Annotated in this window: 24 protein-coding genes; 5 read left to right on the forward strand and 19 right to left on the reverse strand. The window is 67.2% G+C overall.

The window, feature by feature from the left end; all coding sequences use genetic code 11:
- Positions 1–9 precede the first annotated feature (9 nt).
- On the forward strand, positions 10–279 hold the full coding sequence (locus NM961_RS23985; RefSeq protein ID WP_305119121.1) for a YegP family protein: 270 nt from the start codon (positions 10–12) through the stop codon (positions 277–279).
- On the opposite strand, the gene NM961_RS10285 is transcribed toward NM961_RS23985, so the two are convergent.
- From NM961_RS10285 to NM961_RS10370, 18 genes are all read right to left on the reverse strand, one after another.
- Complete coding sequence (locus tag NM961_RS10285) at positions 276–1,247, reverse strand: tyrosine-type recombinase/integrase (protein ID WP_255914161.1); 972 nt, start codon at positions 1,245–1,247, stop codon at positions 276–278. The genes NM961_RS23985 and NM961_RS10285 overlap by 4 nt on opposite strands.
- The gene (locus NM961_RS10290; protein ID WP_255914162.1) at positions 1,247–1,468 is read right to left on the reverse strand and encodes a DUF4224 domain-containing protein; all 222 of its coding nucleotides are present in this window, start codon (positions 1,466–1,468) and stop codon (positions 1,247–1,249) included. Before NM961_RS10290 ends, NM961_RS10285 begins: the two co-directional genes overlap by 1 nt.
- A gap of 10 nt (positions 1,469–1,478) precedes the next feature.
- Entirely contained in the window at positions 1,479–1,685 is a 207-nt protein-coding gene (locus NM961_RS10295; RefSeq protein WP_255914163.1) for a hypothetical protein, read from the reverse strand.
- Positions 1,660–3,252 (reverse strand): DEAD/DEAH box helicase, encoded by a 1,593-nt coding sequence (locus tag NM961_RS10300; RefSeq protein ID WP_255914164.1) that lies wholly within the window; start codon positions 3,250–3,252, stop codon positions 1,660–1,662. The genes NM961_RS10295 and NM961_RS10300 overlap by 26 nt, the downstream gene beginning before the upstream one ends.
- A gap of 3 nt (positions 3,253–3,255) precedes the next feature.
- Entirely contained in the window at positions 3,256–3,519 is a 264-nt protein-coding gene (locus NM961_RS10305) for a hypothetical protein (protein WP_255914165.1), read from the reverse strand.
- A complete protein-coding gene (locus tag NM961_RS10310) occupies positions 3,516–4,181 on the reverse strand; it encodes an HNH endonuclease signature motif containing protein (protein ID WP_255914166.1) in 666 nt (221 codons plus the stop codon). The genes NM961_RS10305 and NM961_RS10310 overlap by 4 nt, the downstream gene beginning before the upstream one ends.
- Positions 4,178–5,269, reverse strand: coding sequence for a hypothetical protein (locus NM961_RS10315; protein WP_255914168.1), 1,092 nt, complete (start codon positions 5,267–5,269; stop codon positions 4,178–4,180). The genes NM961_RS10310 and NM961_RS10315 overlap by 4 nt, the downstream gene beginning before the upstream one ends.
- Positions 5,269–5,643 carry an A1S_2505 family phage non-structural protein gene (locus tag NM961_RS10320; RefSeq protein WP_255914169.1) on the reverse strand — a complete coding sequence of 125 codons (375 nt, stop codon included), beginning with the start codon at positions 5,641–5,643 and terminating at the stop codon, positions 5,269–5,271. The genes NM961_RS10315 and NM961_RS10320 overlap by 1 nt, the downstream gene beginning before the upstream one ends.
- Positions 5,640–6,488: a hypothetical protein gene (locus tag NM961_RS10325; protein WP_255914170.1), complete on the reverse strand. Its 849-nt coding sequence runs from the start codon at positions 6,486–6,488 to the stop codon at positions 5,640–5,642. The genes NM961_RS10320 and NM961_RS10325 overlap by 4 nt, the downstream gene beginning before the upstream one ends.
- Before the next feature lie 90 nt (positions 6,489–6,578).
- A complete protein-coding gene (locus tag NM961_RS10330; protein ID WP_255914171.1) occupies positions 6,579–7,136 on the reverse strand; it encodes a DUF669 domain-containing protein in 558 nt (185 codons plus the stop codon).
- Between the two features lie 27 nt (positions 7,137–7,163).
- Positions 7,164–7,922, reverse strand: a complete 759-nt coding sequence (locus NM961_RS10335) for an ATP-binding protein (RefSeq protein WP_255914172.1) — start codon at positions 7,920–7,922, stop codon at positions 7,164–7,166.
- A gap of 22 nt (positions 7,923–7,944) precedes the next feature.
- A complete protein-coding gene (locus NM961_RS10340) occupies positions 7,945–8,217 on the reverse strand; it encodes a hypothetical protein (protein WP_255914173.1) in 273 nt (90 codons plus the stop codon).
- Between the two features lie 8 nt (positions 8,218–8,225).
- A complete protein-coding gene (locus NM961_RS10345) occupies positions 8,226–8,960 on the reverse strand; it encodes a hypothetical protein (RefSeq protein ID WP_255914174.1) in 735 nt (244 codons plus the stop codon).
- Complete coding sequence (locus NM961_RS10350; protein ID WP_255914175.1) at positions 8,957–9,157, reverse strand: hypothetical protein; 201 nt, start codon at positions 9,155–9,157, stop codon at positions 8,957–8,959. Before NM961_RS10350 ends, NM961_RS10345 begins: the two co-directional genes overlap by 4 nt.
- Before the next feature lie 11 nt (positions 9,158–9,168).
- Positions 9,169–9,390, reverse strand: coding sequence for a hypothetical protein (locus NM961_RS10355; protein WP_255914176.1), 222 nt, complete (start codon positions 9,388–9,390; stop codon positions 9,169–9,171).
- Positions 9,387–9,659: a hypothetical protein gene (locus tag NM961_RS10360; RefSeq protein ID WP_255914177.1), complete on the reverse strand. Its 273-nt coding sequence runs from the start codon at positions 9,657–9,659 to the stop codon at positions 9,387–9,389. Before NM961_RS10360 ends, NM961_RS10355 begins: the two co-directional genes overlap by 4 nt.
- Positions 9,660–9,787: 128 nt before the next feature.
- A complete protein-coding gene (locus tag NM961_RS10365) occupies positions 9,788–10,102 on the reverse strand; it encodes a hypothetical protein (RefSeq protein WP_255914178.1) in 315 nt (104 codons plus the stop codon).
- A 2-nt stretch (positions 10,103–10,104) separates the two neighbouring features.
- Positions 10,105–10,548 (reverse strand): helix-turn-helix domain-containing protein, encoded by a 444-nt coding sequence (locus NM961_RS10370; RefSeq protein ID WP_255914179.1) that lies wholly within the window; start codon positions 10,546–10,548, stop codon positions 10,105–10,107.
- A 73-nt stretch (positions 10,549–10,621) separates the two neighbouring features.
- Here NM961_RS10370 and NM961_RS10375 point away from each other — a divergent pair, with 73 nt between their 5' ends.
- On the forward strand, positions 10,622–10,834 hold the full coding sequence (locus NM961_RS10375; protein WP_255914180.1) for a helix-turn-helix domain-containing protein: 213 nt from the start codon (positions 10,622–10,624) through the stop codon (positions 10,832–10,834).
- A gap of 10 nt (positions 10,835–10,844) precedes the next feature.
- Here the strand turns inward: NM961_RS10375 and NM961_RS10380 are convergent, their stop codons facing one another.
- On the reverse strand, positions 10,845–11,153 hold the full coding sequence (locus tag NM961_RS10380) for a hypothetical protein (protein ID WP_255914181.1): 309 nt from the start codon (positions 11,151–11,153) through the stop codon (positions 10,845–10,847).
- 295 nt (positions 11,154–11,448) lie between these two features.
- On the opposite strand from NM961_RS10380, the gene NM961_RS10385 reads away from it, so the two are divergent.
- The 3 genes from NM961_RS10385 to NM961_RS10395 are packed head-to-tail and all read left to right on the forward strand — an operon-like array spanning position 11,449 to position 14,413.
- Positions 11,449–11,856 carry a hypothetical protein gene (locus tag NM961_RS10385; RefSeq protein ID WP_255914182.1) on the forward strand — a complete coding sequence of 136 codons (408 nt, stop codon included), beginning with the start codon at positions 11,449–11,451 and terminating at the stop codon, positions 11,854–11,856.
- Complete coding sequence (locus NM961_RS10390; RefSeq protein WP_255914183.1) at positions 11,853–12,158, forward strand: hypothetical protein; 306 nt, start codon at positions 11,853–11,855, stop codon at positions 12,156–12,158. The genes NM961_RS10385 and NM961_RS10390 overlap by 4 nt, the downstream gene beginning before the upstream one ends.
- Positions 12,155–14,413: a bifunctional DNA primase/polymerase gene (locus NM961_RS10395; RefSeq protein ID WP_255914184.1), complete on the forward strand. Its 2,259-nt coding sequence runs from the start codon at positions 12,155–12,157 to the stop codon at positions 14,411–14,413. The genes NM961_RS10390 and NM961_RS10395 overlap by 4 nt, the downstream gene beginning before the upstream one ends.
- The last annotated feature ends 51 nt before the right edge of the window (positions 14,414–14,464 follow it).

Here is a 14,464-nt window from a genome sequence, read left to right on the forward strand (position 1 = left end):
ATCAAAATCATGCACGTTAGAATCACTTCGTTAACTCGGCCGATTGTCACAAGACCAGTCTTGCGACAACCGCATTTCGAGATATTCAGGGATAAGAGCGCGAAGCAATGGCGGTGGCGCCTCGTCGCCGGCAACGGCGAAAAGATTGCAACTTCAGGCGAGGGCTACGCCAGCTACCACAACGCTCTTCGCGCCGCAAATCGCGTCAAAGAGCTGGTGCCAGCTGCATATATCAAGACCCTTACGCCCATGGAACAGGCGTTCGCGCAAATCGCTTAACGAATTGGCTTGACCTGCGACGCCCGACGTATGTAGTGACGCTTTGTCACCCGTCCGTCCTGGTGTCCTAGCCGGTGCTGTGCACCGAACTCGTCGTCGCTGGCTGTTTTCGCGCGCAGGTCGCGAAACTGGACATCGGGGAGGCCGGCGGCGAGTTTTATGCGGCGCCACAGCGTGCGGAATCCGCCGCCAGTGTAGCGCTCGCCCCTGTTCGACTCGAACAGAAACACACGCTTTCCGCGTCGGCCGATGGCTAGCGCCTGCTCTACCACGCGCTTCGTCGCCGGCGACCACTCAAACAGCTGCTGCTTGCCGGTCTTGCCTTGCTGGATAAAAACGCCATCGGCGTCGTCAATATCTTCGACGCGGATATCGAGCACGTCGCCCTGTCGCTGACCGATGAGGTAGGCCAGCTCGATGATCAGCCGCACCATGGCGTTGCCCGCATGGTCGAGCAAGCGCGATAGCTCTTCGTCTGTCACGTACCGCTCTCGCGGCTTCTCTTTGTTGCGCGGCACCTTCGCGCATGGATTTTCGCCACGGTGCCAGCCCCACGCCCTCGCCCACTTGTAGACGACGGACAACAGCGCCACATCGCGATTGGCCTGGACGTTTCCGTGCTCGCGCAGGTAGCGGTAGACCGCCGCCGGCTCGAGGTCGGACAGGTCCATGGCGCCGAAGACTGCGATCAAGCGTGCGGCGCCGCGGGCGTAGCCCTCACGCGTGGACGCGGCCAGGGCTTTACCCTCGGTCTCAAGGTAGTGGCCGATCGCATGCGCGACGGTGCGCGGCTGATCCCGCGGCCGGCCCTCCAGCTCCGCCCACTTCACCAGGGCCAGGCCATAGTCCCTGCCGAGGTTGATCCAGCCCCGCCCTGCGCCGGCGCGCTTGTCGTCGTAGAAGTAGCTGCCGTGCCGGAGCCGCATACGCGGCGGCAAGTGCTTGAGGCTCTTGCGACGCCTGCCCATCACGCAGCTCCCTTGTGGATGGCGCCCCAGTTCGGCTCCACCTTCTTGGAGCGCACGGGCTTGCCGCCGCCAACGGCGTCGTGCCGCACCAGGATGCGGCCGCGGGGATTTACGGCGAAGGCCACACCCATCTCGGCCAGGGCCTGCTGCTGCTTCGCACGCCAGCGGTAGCCGGTGAACTCTGCCAGTTGCTCTTCAGTGAGCCACAGCGACTCGTCCATGGCGTCCACCTCAGAATGGAACCGCGTCTTCAAAGGCGTCGCAGCCCTGCCCCTGGGCAGCGGCCGGTATCTCCGCACTCCAGCGCCGGCAGCTGCCATTGTCGAAGCTGTCGCAGAGTCGGCACGGCCGCTCCACCGGCAGCGCCTCGACGATCGCCGCGGCGCGGCGCAGGGTTTCGAGCCAGTCCGCTTTACGGCCTGGCGTGATCGAATTCATGGCTGGTGATCTCCGGATACTTGCCGCGCTCGGCGACGAAGATGTGGGTGGGGCGGGCCAGCTGCGGTGCGAGCGCCAGCGCGCGGTCGATCGAGGTCGGCACTTCGCCCGCCAGGCGCCGCGTCCACCACGCCACGGCTTTGCCGCGCGGCAGCCCACCGTGCTCAAGGCAGATCCATTCCCGAAACAGGCGGAGCCCGCAGGAATAGGTCACGCGCAGGCTCGGTACCGATCCCGGCTTCTCGTGCCGCGCATAGTGGATCGCCGTCACGGCGTGCTTGTTTGCGGCGACGGCGCCCGACAGGATCTCGGCGTCGGTGGCGGTGGCGTCGTGCCGCGGCGAGGCTTCGAATGGCCAGAGGTAGCCGCAGCTGCAGGTGCGGACCTGGATGACGACGATGGCCTGGCACTGCGGGCACTCTTTCGTGGGCGCGCCCTCGACTTCGGCTTTGTCGCCGGCCTTGCGCGGCGCCCTGACGGTGATGCTGTCGACCGGGCCGTGCTCGGCGATGTTGCCGGCGAAGTCCAGCACCAAGCAGTTGGCTTTGCCGTCGCAGAGTCGCGTGCCGCGGCCGACCTGCTGGACGTATAGACCGGCCGACTTGGTCGACCGCAGCATCACCACCGCGTCCACGTGCGGCGCATCGAAGCCCTCGCACAGGACATTGACATTGACCAGCGCGCGCAGCCTCCCCTGCTGAAAATCCTCGATGGCCCTGTCCCGGCGCGTGGCTGGCATGTCGCCTTCCACGACTGCGGCGGCCACGCCGCGGCGCACCAGCTCCGCCGCAACGTCGTTGGCATGGCTGACGCCGGCGCAGAACAACACCCATGCCCGGCGGTCGCTACAGTAGCGGACGATTTCGTCACATGCGGCCTCGACGATGCCGGGCGCGCGCGACGCCTGCTCCAGCTGCTTCGCCGCGTATTCGTTGTTGCGGATGGGGACACCGCTGAGATCTGCCCGGGCCGCCCCGCCTTTGCTGACCAGTGGCGACAGGAAGCCGTCACGGATCAGATCGGCGATTCGAGCTTCGTAGGCAACGTCGTTGAGGATGTAGTCGGGTCCACAGACCATGCCAGCGCCGAGCCGGTACGGCGTCGCCGTGAGCCCGATCACGCGCACGGCCGGGTTCGCGCGCTGGCAGCCCTCCAGAAACGTGCGATACATGCCCTCGCTTCGCAGCGGTATCCGGTGCGCCTCATCCACCAGCACCAGGTCGAAGCGCCCGAGCTGCATGGCTTTGTCGTACACGGACTGGATGCTCGCGAAGGTCACGGGCTCGAAGCGGTCTCGCCGGTTCAGGCTGGCGCTGTAGATCCCGATTTTTGCCTCAGGCCAATGCCGGCGCAGCTTGTCCGCGTTCTGCGCCACCAGCTCCCGAACGTGCGCGACAACGGCGATGCGCGTGCCCGGGAACGCGGTGATGGCCTCGCGGATCAGCTCCGCCATCACGATGGTCTTGCCGGCGCCGACAGGCAGGACTAGGCAGGGGTTTCCGTCGCAGGCACGCAGATACTTCCAGGCGCTGTCGATGGCTTCGCGCTGGTAGGGGCGCAGCTGCATCGATCAGCCCCGGCCTGCTGCGCGAGGCTGCGCGCCAGGTTGCCCCGCCGACGGCAGCGTCTTCGGCTCCTCGGGAATGAAGCCGCTGCCTTTGCCGCCGCCGGCGACTTTCAGGAAATCGACCTCGACTTTGGCGCTGTTGATGATGGTCTGTGCAATGTCGGTGCCCAGGCGCATGCGGTCGAGATCGACGTCGGTATCCTTGTCCTTCACCTGCTCCAGCATCTCGAACAGGTGGTTGCGCAGGTCTTCGATTTTGTTCTTCATTTCCGGGCTCGTTTGTTGAGTTGACGGGTGACGGCACCCTTGAGCTGACATAGCGAAACCAGCTCTTTCGGGAATCGGTGCAGGGAGTTGCGGCGCAGGTTTTCGCTGCGCGAGATCAGCTCCAGGTTCTCCAGCGCGACGTTGTCGCGGTTGCCGTCGCGAAAGACGACGAGGTAACCCTTCGGGATGGGGCCGTTCGCGGCCTCCCAGTTGATCGCGTGGACGGCTTTCCAGCGCCCCTGGAATGGCATGTCGTCGTTTACCTTGCGCTGACGAATGCCGTCCTTGCTGATGCGCTCGGCGCCGACCGGCTGGTAAATCGCGGCGGCGCGGCCGCTGCGGTGGCCGGGCTTGAACTGGGTCTGGACGCTGCGGCCGCCGGCTTGCCACCCTTTCTTGCCGGTGTTCCACGGCTCCTGACCGGGCCGAAATCGGGTTGCAGATCCGGTGCCGTCGCCACGGCGCAGTCGGCACGCGGCCGGGCTTGCGAGGTATGCCGCCGACTTCTTCAGGCCCATGCGCGCGGCGCATTGGCTGACCTGGTATGCGGGCCGGCCGAGCCGGCGCGCGAGCTCCGCTGTTGGCGTGTCAGCGAAGTGCTTCAGCACCAGGTCGCGATCTTTCGCGGCCCAGGCTTTGGGATGATTCGGGCGCGGCTTCATGCAACCACCTGCGCGCCGAGCTCCGTCCGGGCGGCATCTACGAAGTCGTCGCCGATCAATGCTGGATCAATCGCGCGCAGCTCCGCGCTGGTGTACGCGCGCGGACCCAGGGCGCCAGGATCACCATTGAGAAAGGTCCGGCCGTCCGGCAGGCGGTATTCGATCCAGTTCGCCGCCGCATCGGCATCGACGGCTTCGGCGAACACTACCAGCGCCGGAATGTAGCGATGGCCGTCGCATCCCAGGTGCTGGGCCTCACCTGGGATGTCGCTGCGCCACAGCGCGCAGGTCCAGCGGCCGTCGCCATCGAGTTCGGGCGTGGCATGCGCGCAGGTCCTGCAGCTCACGTTCGGGAGCTTGCCGCCGTGGCAAATGGCATGCGCCGGGCACCAGCCGCACTGGTACCACTCCGGGTCTTCCGAGATCCGCTCCGGCGGCGTCGACGCCACGATGATCCGAAGCGCCTTTTCCGCCAAGCGCTTCGCGGCATCGGCATCGGCATCGGTGCGAACACTGATGGTGCTGCGCCCACCTGGCGTGGTGCAGGTGAGGTAGTGGCGATCCATGCCGCTGTAGTGCATGTAGACGACGGCCTGGGCCCAGTAAATCGGATCCCAGGCCGCAAGCGCAGCTTTCTCGCCTTCGGCCTTGAGCTTCAGCAGCAGCCCCTGCTTCTCGTCGTTGGTGGCCTTGCACTCCCACACGTGCCAGGTCTTGGGCGCTTGCAGGAGTCCCAGCACGGCGCCGTCCATGTGGCCACGGAAGTGGCCGCCGTGATCGGTGTAGCCGATCTGCCGGCCCGTGCTGGGATCGATCGTGTGCAGGGTCAGGCCCGGCACCAGCCGCAGCCGCGCCGCGACCAGGTCCTCGGTTCGGTGCCCGTCCTCGAACTTGTACAGCGTCCCCGCCGGGAACTGCTGCTGCACCGCCCAGCGGAAGCCGTACCAGAGCCGCCGCGAACAAGGCTCGCCGATTGCGGACATACCAAGGTACGGCCGCGGCTTCTCCGCGGCTTGGCGCGCTTCGACGGCGCGGTCGACGGCGTCGAGCGTGGGGTCCGGCGCAGGGATGGCGGGCAGTAGCGCCATTACGCGGCCTGCGCCTGCTGCCAGTCGTGCGGCAGCACCAGGTTGCGCGGCGGATCCTGAAAGAGATCCTGCATTGCCTGCTCCGCGTAGCCGGCGATACCGCAACCGACCTTGGTCAACAGAAACCGCAACTGCGGATGATTGTGGCAGCAGCTGTAGAGGCGGTCACGCGATGCCTCGAGCTGCTGCAGCGGCAGTCGTTCGAGCTGGTGCCCGAGGGTCGGGAATGCGTAGCAGTGCCCGGTCATGCCTTCGCCGACGCCATCGGTCGCGCCGAAGCATTCCGCAGCCTGGCGCGCGGCGCCGCCGGCGTGGTGGCCGGCCAGGTTCGAACCGAAGACGAAAATTTCATTGGCCGCAAGTGAGGTAATCACGACTCCACCTCCACGAATTTGTGGTTGTCGTCGAGGCGGTACTTGGTGTCGGGCTTGATCCCGTCTTCGCCGACGTAAGCGATGGCGGTGCGGTAGCGCTTGGCTTTTTCGTCCAGCCACTGGATGCGAAGCTCTCCGCTCTCGCCGGCCGTGGCGGTGCCGCTCTCGCCGGCCGTGGCGGTGCCGTAGTTGCCGGCCGTGGCGGTGCCGCGGTAGCCGGCCGTGGCGGTGCCGTAGTTGCCGGCCGTGGCGGTGCCGCGGTAGCCGGCCGTGGCGGTGCCGCTCTCGCCGGCCGTGGCGGTGCCGTAGTTGCCGGCCGTGGCGGTGCCGCGGTAGCCGGCCGTGGCGGTGCCGCGGTAGCCGGCCGTGGCGGTGCCGAGAGCGCCCACCAGAACTGTGGCCTGGTCCGATTCATCGCACGCAACAGCACCGATGACCGCGACGGCCTTGGCTTGGGGTTCGTGCTCGATCAGATACGCCGCAGCAGATCCGCGATCACCGATGAAGCGCACCGTGCAGCGCGGGAACTTGCACTTGCCGCCCAGCATCACGATTTCGCTACTGACGACTTCGAGCACCAGCCATTTGGCATCGGCGCTGCCGGCGTGATCGGCGACGGAGTGATCGCCGGCGCCGTGCAACCAACCGTGCAGACCAAAGCCGCAGACCTCGCGCGGGGACCAGTCCGGTGCTTCGACCAGCGCGCCGATCCGGTCGGGCCACTGGAAGCCACCGTGACTGCGCAGCTCCGCGCTACAACAGCGCAGGACCAGGGATGTAGCCGGCGGTGCCGGCTGAATTTCAGGCGCAGCGGCTCCCGCCGCGGTCTTTCTTCCGCGTTTCATGGCAAATCCTCGTTGGATGAAGGGGTGGCGGCGCCGCGCCAAGTCAGCGACAGGGGGAACGCTGATCCTTGCGCGACGCCGCCGAAAGCGTCAGCGCGCCCAGGCGGGGCGGCCGCCGGCGGAGACTGCGGGCTGCGGGGGCTGCTGCTGCGGAACCTGGTTCTGGGTGGGCTGCTGATGCTGCAGCGGCATCTGCTGCTGCGCCTGCGCGCCCGCACCCGCCGGCGCCTGACCCTCGAGCTTCTTCCAGCCGCGGATTTCGTTGCTGTCGCGCTCGCGGATGTTGCCCTTGCGGTCCCTGCCGGCCGGGACGAACTCGACGCGGATCAGGTGCGGTTTATGGTGCAGCTGCGCGCTGTCGTTGATCGGGCCGAGGCCGACGGCGTGCAGGATCGCGGCAAGCTGCTGCTGCGCGATCTGAACCGTCTGCGCACTGGGGTTGTCCAGGTTCAGCCGCGTCCACAGCAGGCGGCCCTTGTAGGGGCCGTCGAGGACCGAGTACGTCAGATTCAGGTACTGGCCGTTGTTGGTCTTCGTCGCCTTCATTTCGCTGTCGACGATCTGCGCGACGTATTCGCCGGCGGGGATGGGCGTGAAGTCCTGCTGGGGCGGGACCGTGCTCGGGTCAAAAAATCCAATGTTTGCCATTGTCGGGTGTCCGTGCTGGGGGCTGAGTTAGGCGGCCTGCGGCTGCGGCGACATCGCCGCCAGCAGTGCCGGCCAGGTGAGCTCGAGGGTTTCGGGCAGGCTGTAGCGGTTCTTGGCCACGCATGCCGGCGTCTCCACGACGCGCAGGAGCCGGCGGCCGGTGGCGATGCCGCGCGCGCGCTGGTTGTTGAAGCCGGTGTTCTCTTTCTTGATCGCGGTTTCGTGGTGCGCGAAGCCGATGATGTCGGCCCACTCCCGCACCAGCGCGCCGGCGGTCTTGTGCAGCTTGATCTGGTAGCGGTCGTAGGGCTCGGAGTCGGGCGCTTCGAAGCGCTTGATTTCGCTGTGCGCGATCAGGATCACGGCCATGCCGCGCTCGGTGCGCAGCGCATTGAGGCCGTCGAGGATCTCGCGCCAGAGCGGCGCCGCCTCGACATAGCCCTTGCCGTAGGGGATGTCTTCGATAGAGCGCTTGCCGTTGTCGATGGCGACCTTCTGCCAGATCAGCGGCTCCAGCCAATCGAGACTGTCGACGACGACGGTGCCGTATTCGTGCGCTTCGGCGCGGAGGCTGTTGATGGCGGCGACGGCATCGGCGTAGGCCGTGATCTGCGGGAAGCTGTCGACTTCGAGGCCGGCGAGCCCGTCTTCGAAGGGGAGGAAAATGGGGCGATAGGCGTTGGCGGCGAAGGTGGTTTTGCCGACGCCGCCTTCGCCGTGGATGACGACGCGCGGCGGCAGCGAGTTGCGGACGCTGCGGGAAATGCTGGCGAGTGAAATAGCCATGGCGGGTTCCGGTTGGGTTGGGTTAGGCGGCTGCGGCGCAGCCGGGCGGCGGGAAGGGGTCGGTGGCGCAGGTTGCCCAGGCCACGGCGCGGGCAACGGCTTGGTGGGCGTCGAGGCCGGCGCAGACCCAGCGCCAGGCCTTGGCCTGGGCAATGGCCAGGCGCTCCCCGGTGACCAACAAACGATTGCGGCGGCCGGTGAGCCGGGCCCGCACCCGGGCATGGATCTGCTGCTGAGTCGGAACCCGTTCCGGTCTGCGCAGCAGCTTCTGGAAAATGTGCACGACGTTGAACATGCGGCCTCCTACTGGTCGCAGCCGCGGCCGACTTCGCGGCCGTCGGCGGAGGTGAAGTCGCGCCACGGCACCCACCGCTGAGGGCAGTGGAACCCCCAGCCGCGGCGCACGGGCCCGGTGAAAAACAGGGTGATGCAGCTGCCGGCGTGCAGCTCAATGCGGTGCGCGGATTTGGCCCGGCGCACGACGACGTCGCCGGCGAGACGAAGCGCGCGATGGTGGACGCCGCCGGCGGCGATGGTGTGCTCGGTGTACTGGCCCTGCAGCAGCAGCGAGCAGTTCAGCCACGGGTGATCGTGCAATGCCCTGTCGTCGTCGCTGCGCAGGAACAGGTGCAGGTAGATGTTGAACCAGCGGTTGCGCGGGATCAGGAACCAGCGCTTCAGGTAGGGCGCGGCCGCGCCGCCGATGACGACATCGGCCGGGCGCCGCACCATCACCCGCTCCAGCAGCACCAGGCCGAGCCGGGCGACCGCGCGCTGGCGCAGCGACTTGCGCAGCGGCGGCGCTGCCCGCAGGGGGCGGAAGGGCAGCTTGGGTGTAGGGCGGCGCCGCGCAGGCCACGCCCAAGACCGGAGCGCGATATCGACAGCGATCATGACAAGCAACACGCCACCGGAAAGGTAGAGTGCCGCGCGAACGATCACGGCTACCGTGGTCGGCGACATAGCCCCGATTGCCACGGCCGCAGCCGGTAGCAGCGCCAGCAAGGCCGTGAGCAGGTAGAAGGCGCGGGGCGTCATGCGGCACCGCCCTGGCCAACAGGAGCGCTCAGCAGCCTCGCCCAGGAGAGGGCAGATTCGGCGCGGCGCTCGGCGCGCTGCAGGCACTGCCCGCGCTCGGCGGCGCTTGCCGCGTCGGAGGCGCGCACCAGCAGCACTTCGACGCCGACCGCGTGGCCGATGATCGTCGCTCGAATCGTGCGGGGACTGGCCCTCATACTGCGATGGGTCACGAGCGCACCGCCTTCGACACCGCTTCCGGTGCCAGCTCGAATGCGAGCGCAGAGTGGCGGGCGGCTGCGCCGAGCAGCGCTAATTCGGAGAGCCCGAGGCGGCCACTCGGCCGGCGCGCGGCGGCAGCGAGCGCCTGCTCACAGGCCCAGGCGCGGTAGAGGATCTGGTTGCGGGCGGCCGCGGTGCGGCCGCGCTGGGCGGGGGTGACGGCGGTCATGCGCGGGCCGCCTGGCAATCGCCCGCCATGTACGCAGAGATTGCCTTGTAGGTGTGCTTGATCCCGAGAACCGAGCAGGTATTGCGCACGCCCCGCCCAGACTTGTCGGCGCTGCCGCGCTCAAGGCCGGCAGTCATCAACTGAGCAAGGCCTTCGGGCGTGTGGCGCTTCCGCGCAGCAATGTAGTCTGGGTCAACTGCGAAAAGCGCGGTGTACTGACGCGCCAGCTCTTGCTGAAAGAGCTCACGGTTAGTCTGGATGCCTTCCATCTTTCGCCCCTGTTGCCGGGAATCCGGCGGCCCGGGGCAGAGACTACTGAATACTGTAATTGACTGTCAACAGTATTCTGTAATTTTCGCTCGAAAAATGGCCGCCCCGTCACGGGCGGCCATTTTTCCTACCGCGCGGGCAGCGCGTCGTCGGGATCGCAACAGGTTTCGGCGCAGTCTTCATACCGTTCTACGCGGTCACGAAGCTGGTACACGGCTTCGTCAGATAGGTCCGCAACGCATGTTGCGCCGTGCTGGTCGAGCGCGCGCGTCACTGCCGCCTCCCAGCCTCGCGTCTTGACAATCTCGGAAATGCGCCGAAGCGCCCTGGCCCGTGGCGACTGGTCAAGTCGTGGGAAATCTTGTTCTTCGCGCGCCGGAGCCGGCGGCATCGCCGACGCAAGTTCAATCGCCAGCGACTTCAACGCTACCTGGTCGAGCATGGTCAAACCCCCTGATCAATTTCTGCCAACATGTCAGCAATGATCTTGCGCTGGGATTCGCCGGCCGCCGCGCGCGCGACAGCCTTCGCGGCGACTTGGATCATTGGCCAGGTAAGCCGCGCAAAGCGGTGATCGTCAGGGCGGTGGTCGGCGATCTGGTAGAGCAAGTCGATTGCCTGTGCCATCGTGGCGTCGTCAAATCTCGTCAGCTGCGACGCCAGGAACTCGGCCGCGTCAACCCGCTTCGTGCCTCGCCCGGTCTCGAGCCAGGCCGCCGAAACGGCGAGCGCATCCGCGATGGCGTGAAGCTTTGTAGTGGAGCGCATCCGCCCGTTTTCCAGCTCCGCTAAGGTGCTGTAACCCATGCCGGTAGCGCGCGCGAGGTCCTGCCGGGACATGCCCTGCAGCTTCCGCTCCGCCCGGACTCGTTCGCCGATGCTCGTCATGCCACGAGCATTACAGCCGTCAGTAACAGAATGCTGTTGACTGCCAGCTACAGTATTCTGTAGTCTGATCGGCATGGAAACGAACTGGTCAACCATCGTTGAAGATCTCTGCGCCGCAGGGATGACACTGGAAGCCATCGCGACCGCGATTGGCCATTCCACCTCAGCGGTTTCCGAGATCCGCCAGGGGCGGACGAAACAGCCCAAGGGGAATGCGGCGCTGCGGCTCGATGCCCTGCACCGCGCGCGCTGCACCGACCGCCGCCCCAAGCAAGAGGCGGCGTGACATGGCTATTTCAGTGCGGCTGCCCCTGGGCGTGGACGCGATGGGCAATCTCCATTGCGTAGGCGAGCAGGGGATTGGCCTTGATTGCCACGCCGGGCCGACTGAGCCATCCGGGCCGACTGAGCCATGCGGCGAATTCGCCTGGGCGAACCTCGATCTTCCGGACGACAGCGCCTTGCTTTGCCGCCTTCTCTGCAGCCCGGGTGGCCTGAGCGAGCCAAAGGTCGTAGGTGGCCTGCCAGCTTCGTCTCGGCAGCAGGCTCCGCATAGCGTCGTAGTCGTCGCGAGCAAGCCATGGAATAACGACGCTTTGGTACATGGCGGGTCTCCGGATGTTGTGGTGGCTGGCGCCCCGCAGCATGCCGGAGATCCGCCTTCTCCACAAAGTCCGGGCCCCGGCGCGATGGTGTTGCTGCCGCCGGAACCGCCCTCCTGTTCCGACCCCGTATACACCCGCGTCGAAGCCGCGGCCGTCTTCGCCGGCGGCATGGTCGTCGGTGCCTGTCTCTGCGCGCTGGGATTCTTCATTTCGTTGTGACCGTGGGGCCCATTGGGGCGGCAGCCTGCCGCCCCTTTTTTTACCGATTTACACCTCTCAACCAAACACAACGCCCATGAGTCCTGTTGCGCAACCCTCGCTGCCACTCGGAAAAGTCTCGGTCGACGAGATCGCGCGAAAGCGCAGTTTCGGCGACGCCATCGGCTTGGCCGCCGAAATCGCAGGCTTCGACTTCGACAAGCAAGAAAGCGCCAATGCCTGCATGGACAAGGGCCAGTGGTCGCGGATCAAGTCCGGCCAAGAAGGCATCAAGTGGGAGCGGCTGTCGCTGTTCCTGGACAGGGTCGGCAACGACGTGCCGCTGCTGTGGATGCTGCACATGCGCGGCTACGACATCAGCACGGTGCGCAAGCGCGAATCCGAAAACGAGCGCCGCATCCGCGAGCTCGAAGAAAAACTGGAGGCCGAGCGCATGCGCTCGCGCGTCCTGAGCGAGGCCCTGAGCGGCCGGGTGAACCCATGACGACCACGAACCAGGCACCGCCGGCGCGCGTGACCAGCGCCGCGCTTTCCGCCTACACCCTGCCGAAGCGGGTGACGCAGGTCCTGCAGCAGTTCGACAAGATGAAGGCGTACATGATCAAGGGGGGGCGGGCCTTGCCTGATGCCATTTCCCTGCATCGCGCCGACTTTGTCGCGATCGATGCCATCGTGCAGCAGCAGAGCGGCGGCGTACAGACCGCGCGCACCGTCACCTGGGACGGCTTTCACCTGCGCGTGGTCGGCGACCCCGCGCCCGCGCTGCAGCTCGACGGTGGCGCGTGACGGAATCGCCGCGCACGCTGGCCGAGTACGCCGCCGCCTATGCCGCGCGCGGGCTCGCCGTGTTTCCGCTGCACTGGGTCGTGGCCGCCGGCACCGCCCTGGGCTGCAGCTGCGCCGACAGCGACTGCCGTAGCCCGGCCAAGCACCCGCTCACGGTCAACGGCGTCAAAGACGCCAGCACCGACGCCGCCGCGGTCGCTGCCTGGTGGGAGGCGTGGCCGCAGGCCAACATCGGCCTCGCCCTCGGCGGTTTCGTCGTCGTCGACACCGACCCGCGAAACGGCGGCGACATAGCGCTGGAGATGCTGGAGGCGCAGCATGGCCGCCTACCCGACACCTGGCTCGCGATCACTGGCGGCGGTGGCACCCACCACGTCTACGCCGCCGCGGCCGGCGCCCACTACCCGGGCAAGCTGGGGAAAGGCGTTGACCTCAAGCGCGGCGACGGCGCCTACATCGTCGTCGAGCCGTCGCGGCACATCAGCGGCAACCACTACGCCTGGGAAGCGAGCAGCAGCCCCCTGGATGGCGCAGCCTGCGCGCCGGCGCCGGCGTGGATGGTTTCAGCCCAGGGCCTGGCCCAGGCCGCACCCGTGGTCGCCGTCGGCCTCATCCCGCCCCAGCAGCACCTGGAGCTGCGCAGCGCCCTCGCCTTCGTCGACGGCGACAGCCGCGACACCTGGTTGACGGTGGGCATGGCCTTGCACAGCACCGGCGCCCAAAACGCATTCGCGATCTGGACGGAGTGGTCGCAGCTGTCGGAAAAGTTCAATGCCGCCGACCAGCGCAGGGTCTGGAACAGCTTCAGCAACAAAGCCAACGGCGTGCAGCTGCAGACCATCTTCGCGCTGGCGCAGGCCGCGGGCTGGGTCAACCCCGCATCGGCGAAGGCGCAGCAATTTGACGAGCGCGCGGAAGCCGCGATCGCCTACTGCAACGCCACGCCACGCATCGAGATCGTCGAACCCGCGCAGGGCCAGGCCCAGCGCGATCCCTTCCCGGTTCCCATCCTTGAGGAGGCCGCGGCCTGGATCCGGCGCCGGTACGGGCTCACGCATCCGGATGTGACGCGGCAGACCGTGCTCGCCGTCACCGGCCTGGCCGCGAGCCGGGTCTATGTCGGCGACGACGGCAGCCCCGCCCATCTCTGCCTGGGCGTCGTCACAGAATCCGCGATCCTGAGCAACTACGTCCGCGACGCCATCGCGCGCTTGCTCGAGGACTGCGGCTGCCAGCGCATGCAGCGCGGCACCCGCGCCAACGCGCCCAGCAACATCTACAGCGCCCTGTTCAAGGCGCCGGCGTGCATCCACGTCGTGAACGATTTCGGCCACCTCGCGCAGTTCGCGAAGCGGCAGCCCTCGGGCGTGCTGGACCAGACCTTCGCCGTGATGGCCGACGCCTACGTCGGCAGCAACATCTACCTCGACAGCGCCGCCGAAGCCGGCCTGCGCCCCCAGTCCACCGACGAGCAGCTGGTCATTCACTCGCCGGCGCTGACGACGGTGCTGATCAGCACCTTCGAGCAGATGGGGGCGCTGCTGCAGCGCGGGGAGCTGTGCCGGGGCCTACTGCAGTACCAGCTCCCGATCGTCGCCGAGACGCAGGAGCGGCTGTCGGGGACACCGACCAACGAAGGCGCGCCCGCGGCACTGGTCGATGCCTTCCGCCGCGTGCGCCGCCTCGAGCATCGGCCCGGCAGCTACAGCCAGGCCGAGATCTACGGCCAGCAGCCCTGCAGTCGGCCCAACCTGATCCGGGTCCGGTTCGCCACCGCCTTCGACGAGTATGCGGCGGCGATCGCCGGCGTCAGCGACACCCCTGCGCACGCGCCCCTGGTCCTGGCCGCGCAAGCCCAGGCCAAGCGCATCGCTACCGCCCTGGGCGCCTGGGCCGATCCCGCAAGCCCACTGGCGTCGCGCGAGATCCTGGCCTGGGCCTGCAGCTACACCGTCGCCGCACTCAGGGCCTGGCTCGAACGCTACGACACCCTCGGCAACGAGGACGGAAAGATCGACGTCGCGCAGAAGGTAATTGCGGCTATTGCCGCGCGCCGCGGTGAAGGCATCCCCCGCGCGAAGCTACCCAACTTCTGCTGGGCGTACCGCGCCATCCGCGACAACGAGAAGCGGGCCAAGCTCATAGATGGCCTGCTCGACGACGGCGACCTCGTCGAGATCACGAAGGAAGGCGAGCGCAAGAAAACGCTGGTCGCGGCGAAGTTCGTGAAGAAAACACTGGTGGTGACGGCATGAGCGCCTGCGCACACCCGCAAATGGTAGAGACGGTAGAGGCGCTCTCTACCA

Origin of the sequence: Tahibacter harae (assembly GCF_024437735.1) — a bacterium.
In the GTDB taxonomy this organism is placed as follows: Bacteria; Pseudomonadota; Gammaproteobacteria; order Xanthomonadales; family Rhodanobacteraceae; genus Tahibacter; species Tahibacter harae.

Excerpts from the sequence above, each read along its gene's own strand:
- NM961_RS23985 (WP_305119121.1), top strand. The coding sequence starts at position 10 with ATGCACGTTAGAATCACTTCGTTAACTCGGCCGATTGTCACAAGACCA.
- NM961_RS10285 (WP_255914161.1), bottom strand. The coding sequence starts at position 1,247 with ATGGGCAGGCGTCGCAAGAGCCTCAAGCACTTGCCGCCGCGTATGCGG.
- NM961_RS10290 (WP_255914162.1), bottom strand. The coding sequence starts at position 1,468 with ATGGACGAGTCGCTGTGGCTCACTGAAGAGCAACTGGCAGAGTTCACC.
- NM961_RS10295 (WP_255914163.1), bottom strand. The coding sequence starts at position 1,685 with ATGAATTCGATCACGCCAGGCCGTAAAGCGGACTGGCTCGAAACCCTG.
- NM961_RS10300 (WP_255914164.1), bottom strand. The coding sequence starts at position 3,252 with ATGCAGCTGCGCCCCTACCAGCGCGAAGCCATCGACAGCGCCTGGAAG.
- NM961_RS10305 (WP_255914165.1), bottom strand. The coding sequence starts at position 3,519 with ATGAAGAACAAAATCGAAGACCTGCGCAACCACCTGTTCGAGATGCTG.
- NM961_RS10310 (WP_255914166.1), bottom strand. The coding sequence starts at position 4,181 with ATGAAGCCGCGCCCGAATCATCCCAAAGCCTGGGCCGCGAAAGATCGC.
- NM961_RS10315 (WP_255914168.1), bottom strand. The coding sequence starts at position 5,269 with ATGGCGCTACTGCCCGCCATCCCTGCGCCGGACCCCACGCTCGACGCC.
- NM961_RS10325 (WP_255914170.1), bottom strand. The coding sequence starts at position 6,488 with ATGAAACGCGGAAGAAAGACCGCGGCGGGAGCCGCTGCGCCTGAAATT.
- NM961_RS10330 (WP_255914171.1), bottom strand. The coding sequence starts at position 7,136 with ATGGCAAACATTGGATTTTTTGACCCGAGCACGGTCCCGCCCCAGCAG.
- NM961_RS10335 (WP_255914172.1), bottom strand. The coding sequence starts at position 7,922 with ATGGCTATTTCACTCGCCAGCATTTCCCGCAGCGTCCGCAACTCGCTG.
- NM961_RS10340 (WP_255914173.1), bottom strand. The coding sequence starts at position 8,217 with ATGTTCAACGTCGTGCACATTTTCCAGAAGCTGCTGCGCAGACCGGAA.
- NM961_RS10345 (WP_255914174.1), bottom strand. The coding sequence starts at position 8,960 with ATGACGCCCCGCGCCTTCTACCTGCTCACGGCCTTGCTGGCGCTGCTA.
- NM961_RS10350 (WP_255914175.1), bottom strand. The coding sequence starts at position 9,157 with ATGAGGGCCAGTCCCCGCACGATTCGAGCGACGATCATCGGCCACGCG.
- NM961_RS10355 (WP_255914176.1), bottom strand. The coding sequence starts at position 9,390 with ATGACCGCCGTCACCCCCGCCCAGCGCGGCCGCACCGCGGCCGCCCGC.
- NM961_RS10360 (WP_255914177.1), bottom strand. The coding sequence starts at position 9,659 with ATGGAAGGCATCCAGACTAACCGTGAGCTCTTTCAGCAAGAGCTGGCG.
- NM961_RS10365 (WP_255914178.1), bottom strand. The coding sequence starts at position 10,102 with ATGCTCGACCAGGTAGCGTTGAAGTCGCTGGCGATTGAACTTGCGTCG.
- NM961_RS10370 (WP_255914179.1), bottom strand. The coding sequence starts at position 10,548 with ATGACGAGCATCGGCGAACGAGTCCGGGCGGAGCGGAAGCTGCAGGGC.
- NM961_RS10375 (WP_255914180.1), top strand. The coding sequence starts at position 10,622 with ATGGAAACGAACTGGTCAACCATCGTTGAAGATCTCTGCGCCGCAGGG.
- NM961_RS10380 (WP_255914181.1), bottom strand. The coding sequence starts at position 11,153 with ATGTACCAAAGCGTCGTTATTCCATGGCTTGCTCGCGACGACTACGAC.
- NM961_RS10385 (WP_255914182.1), top strand. The coding sequence starts at position 11,449 with ATGAGTCCTGTTGCGCAACCCTCGCTGCCACTCGGAAAAGTCTCGGTC.
- NM961_RS10390 (WP_255914183.1), top strand. The coding sequence starts at position 11,853 with ATGACGACCACGAACCAGGCACCGCCGGCGCGCGTGACCAGCGCCGCG.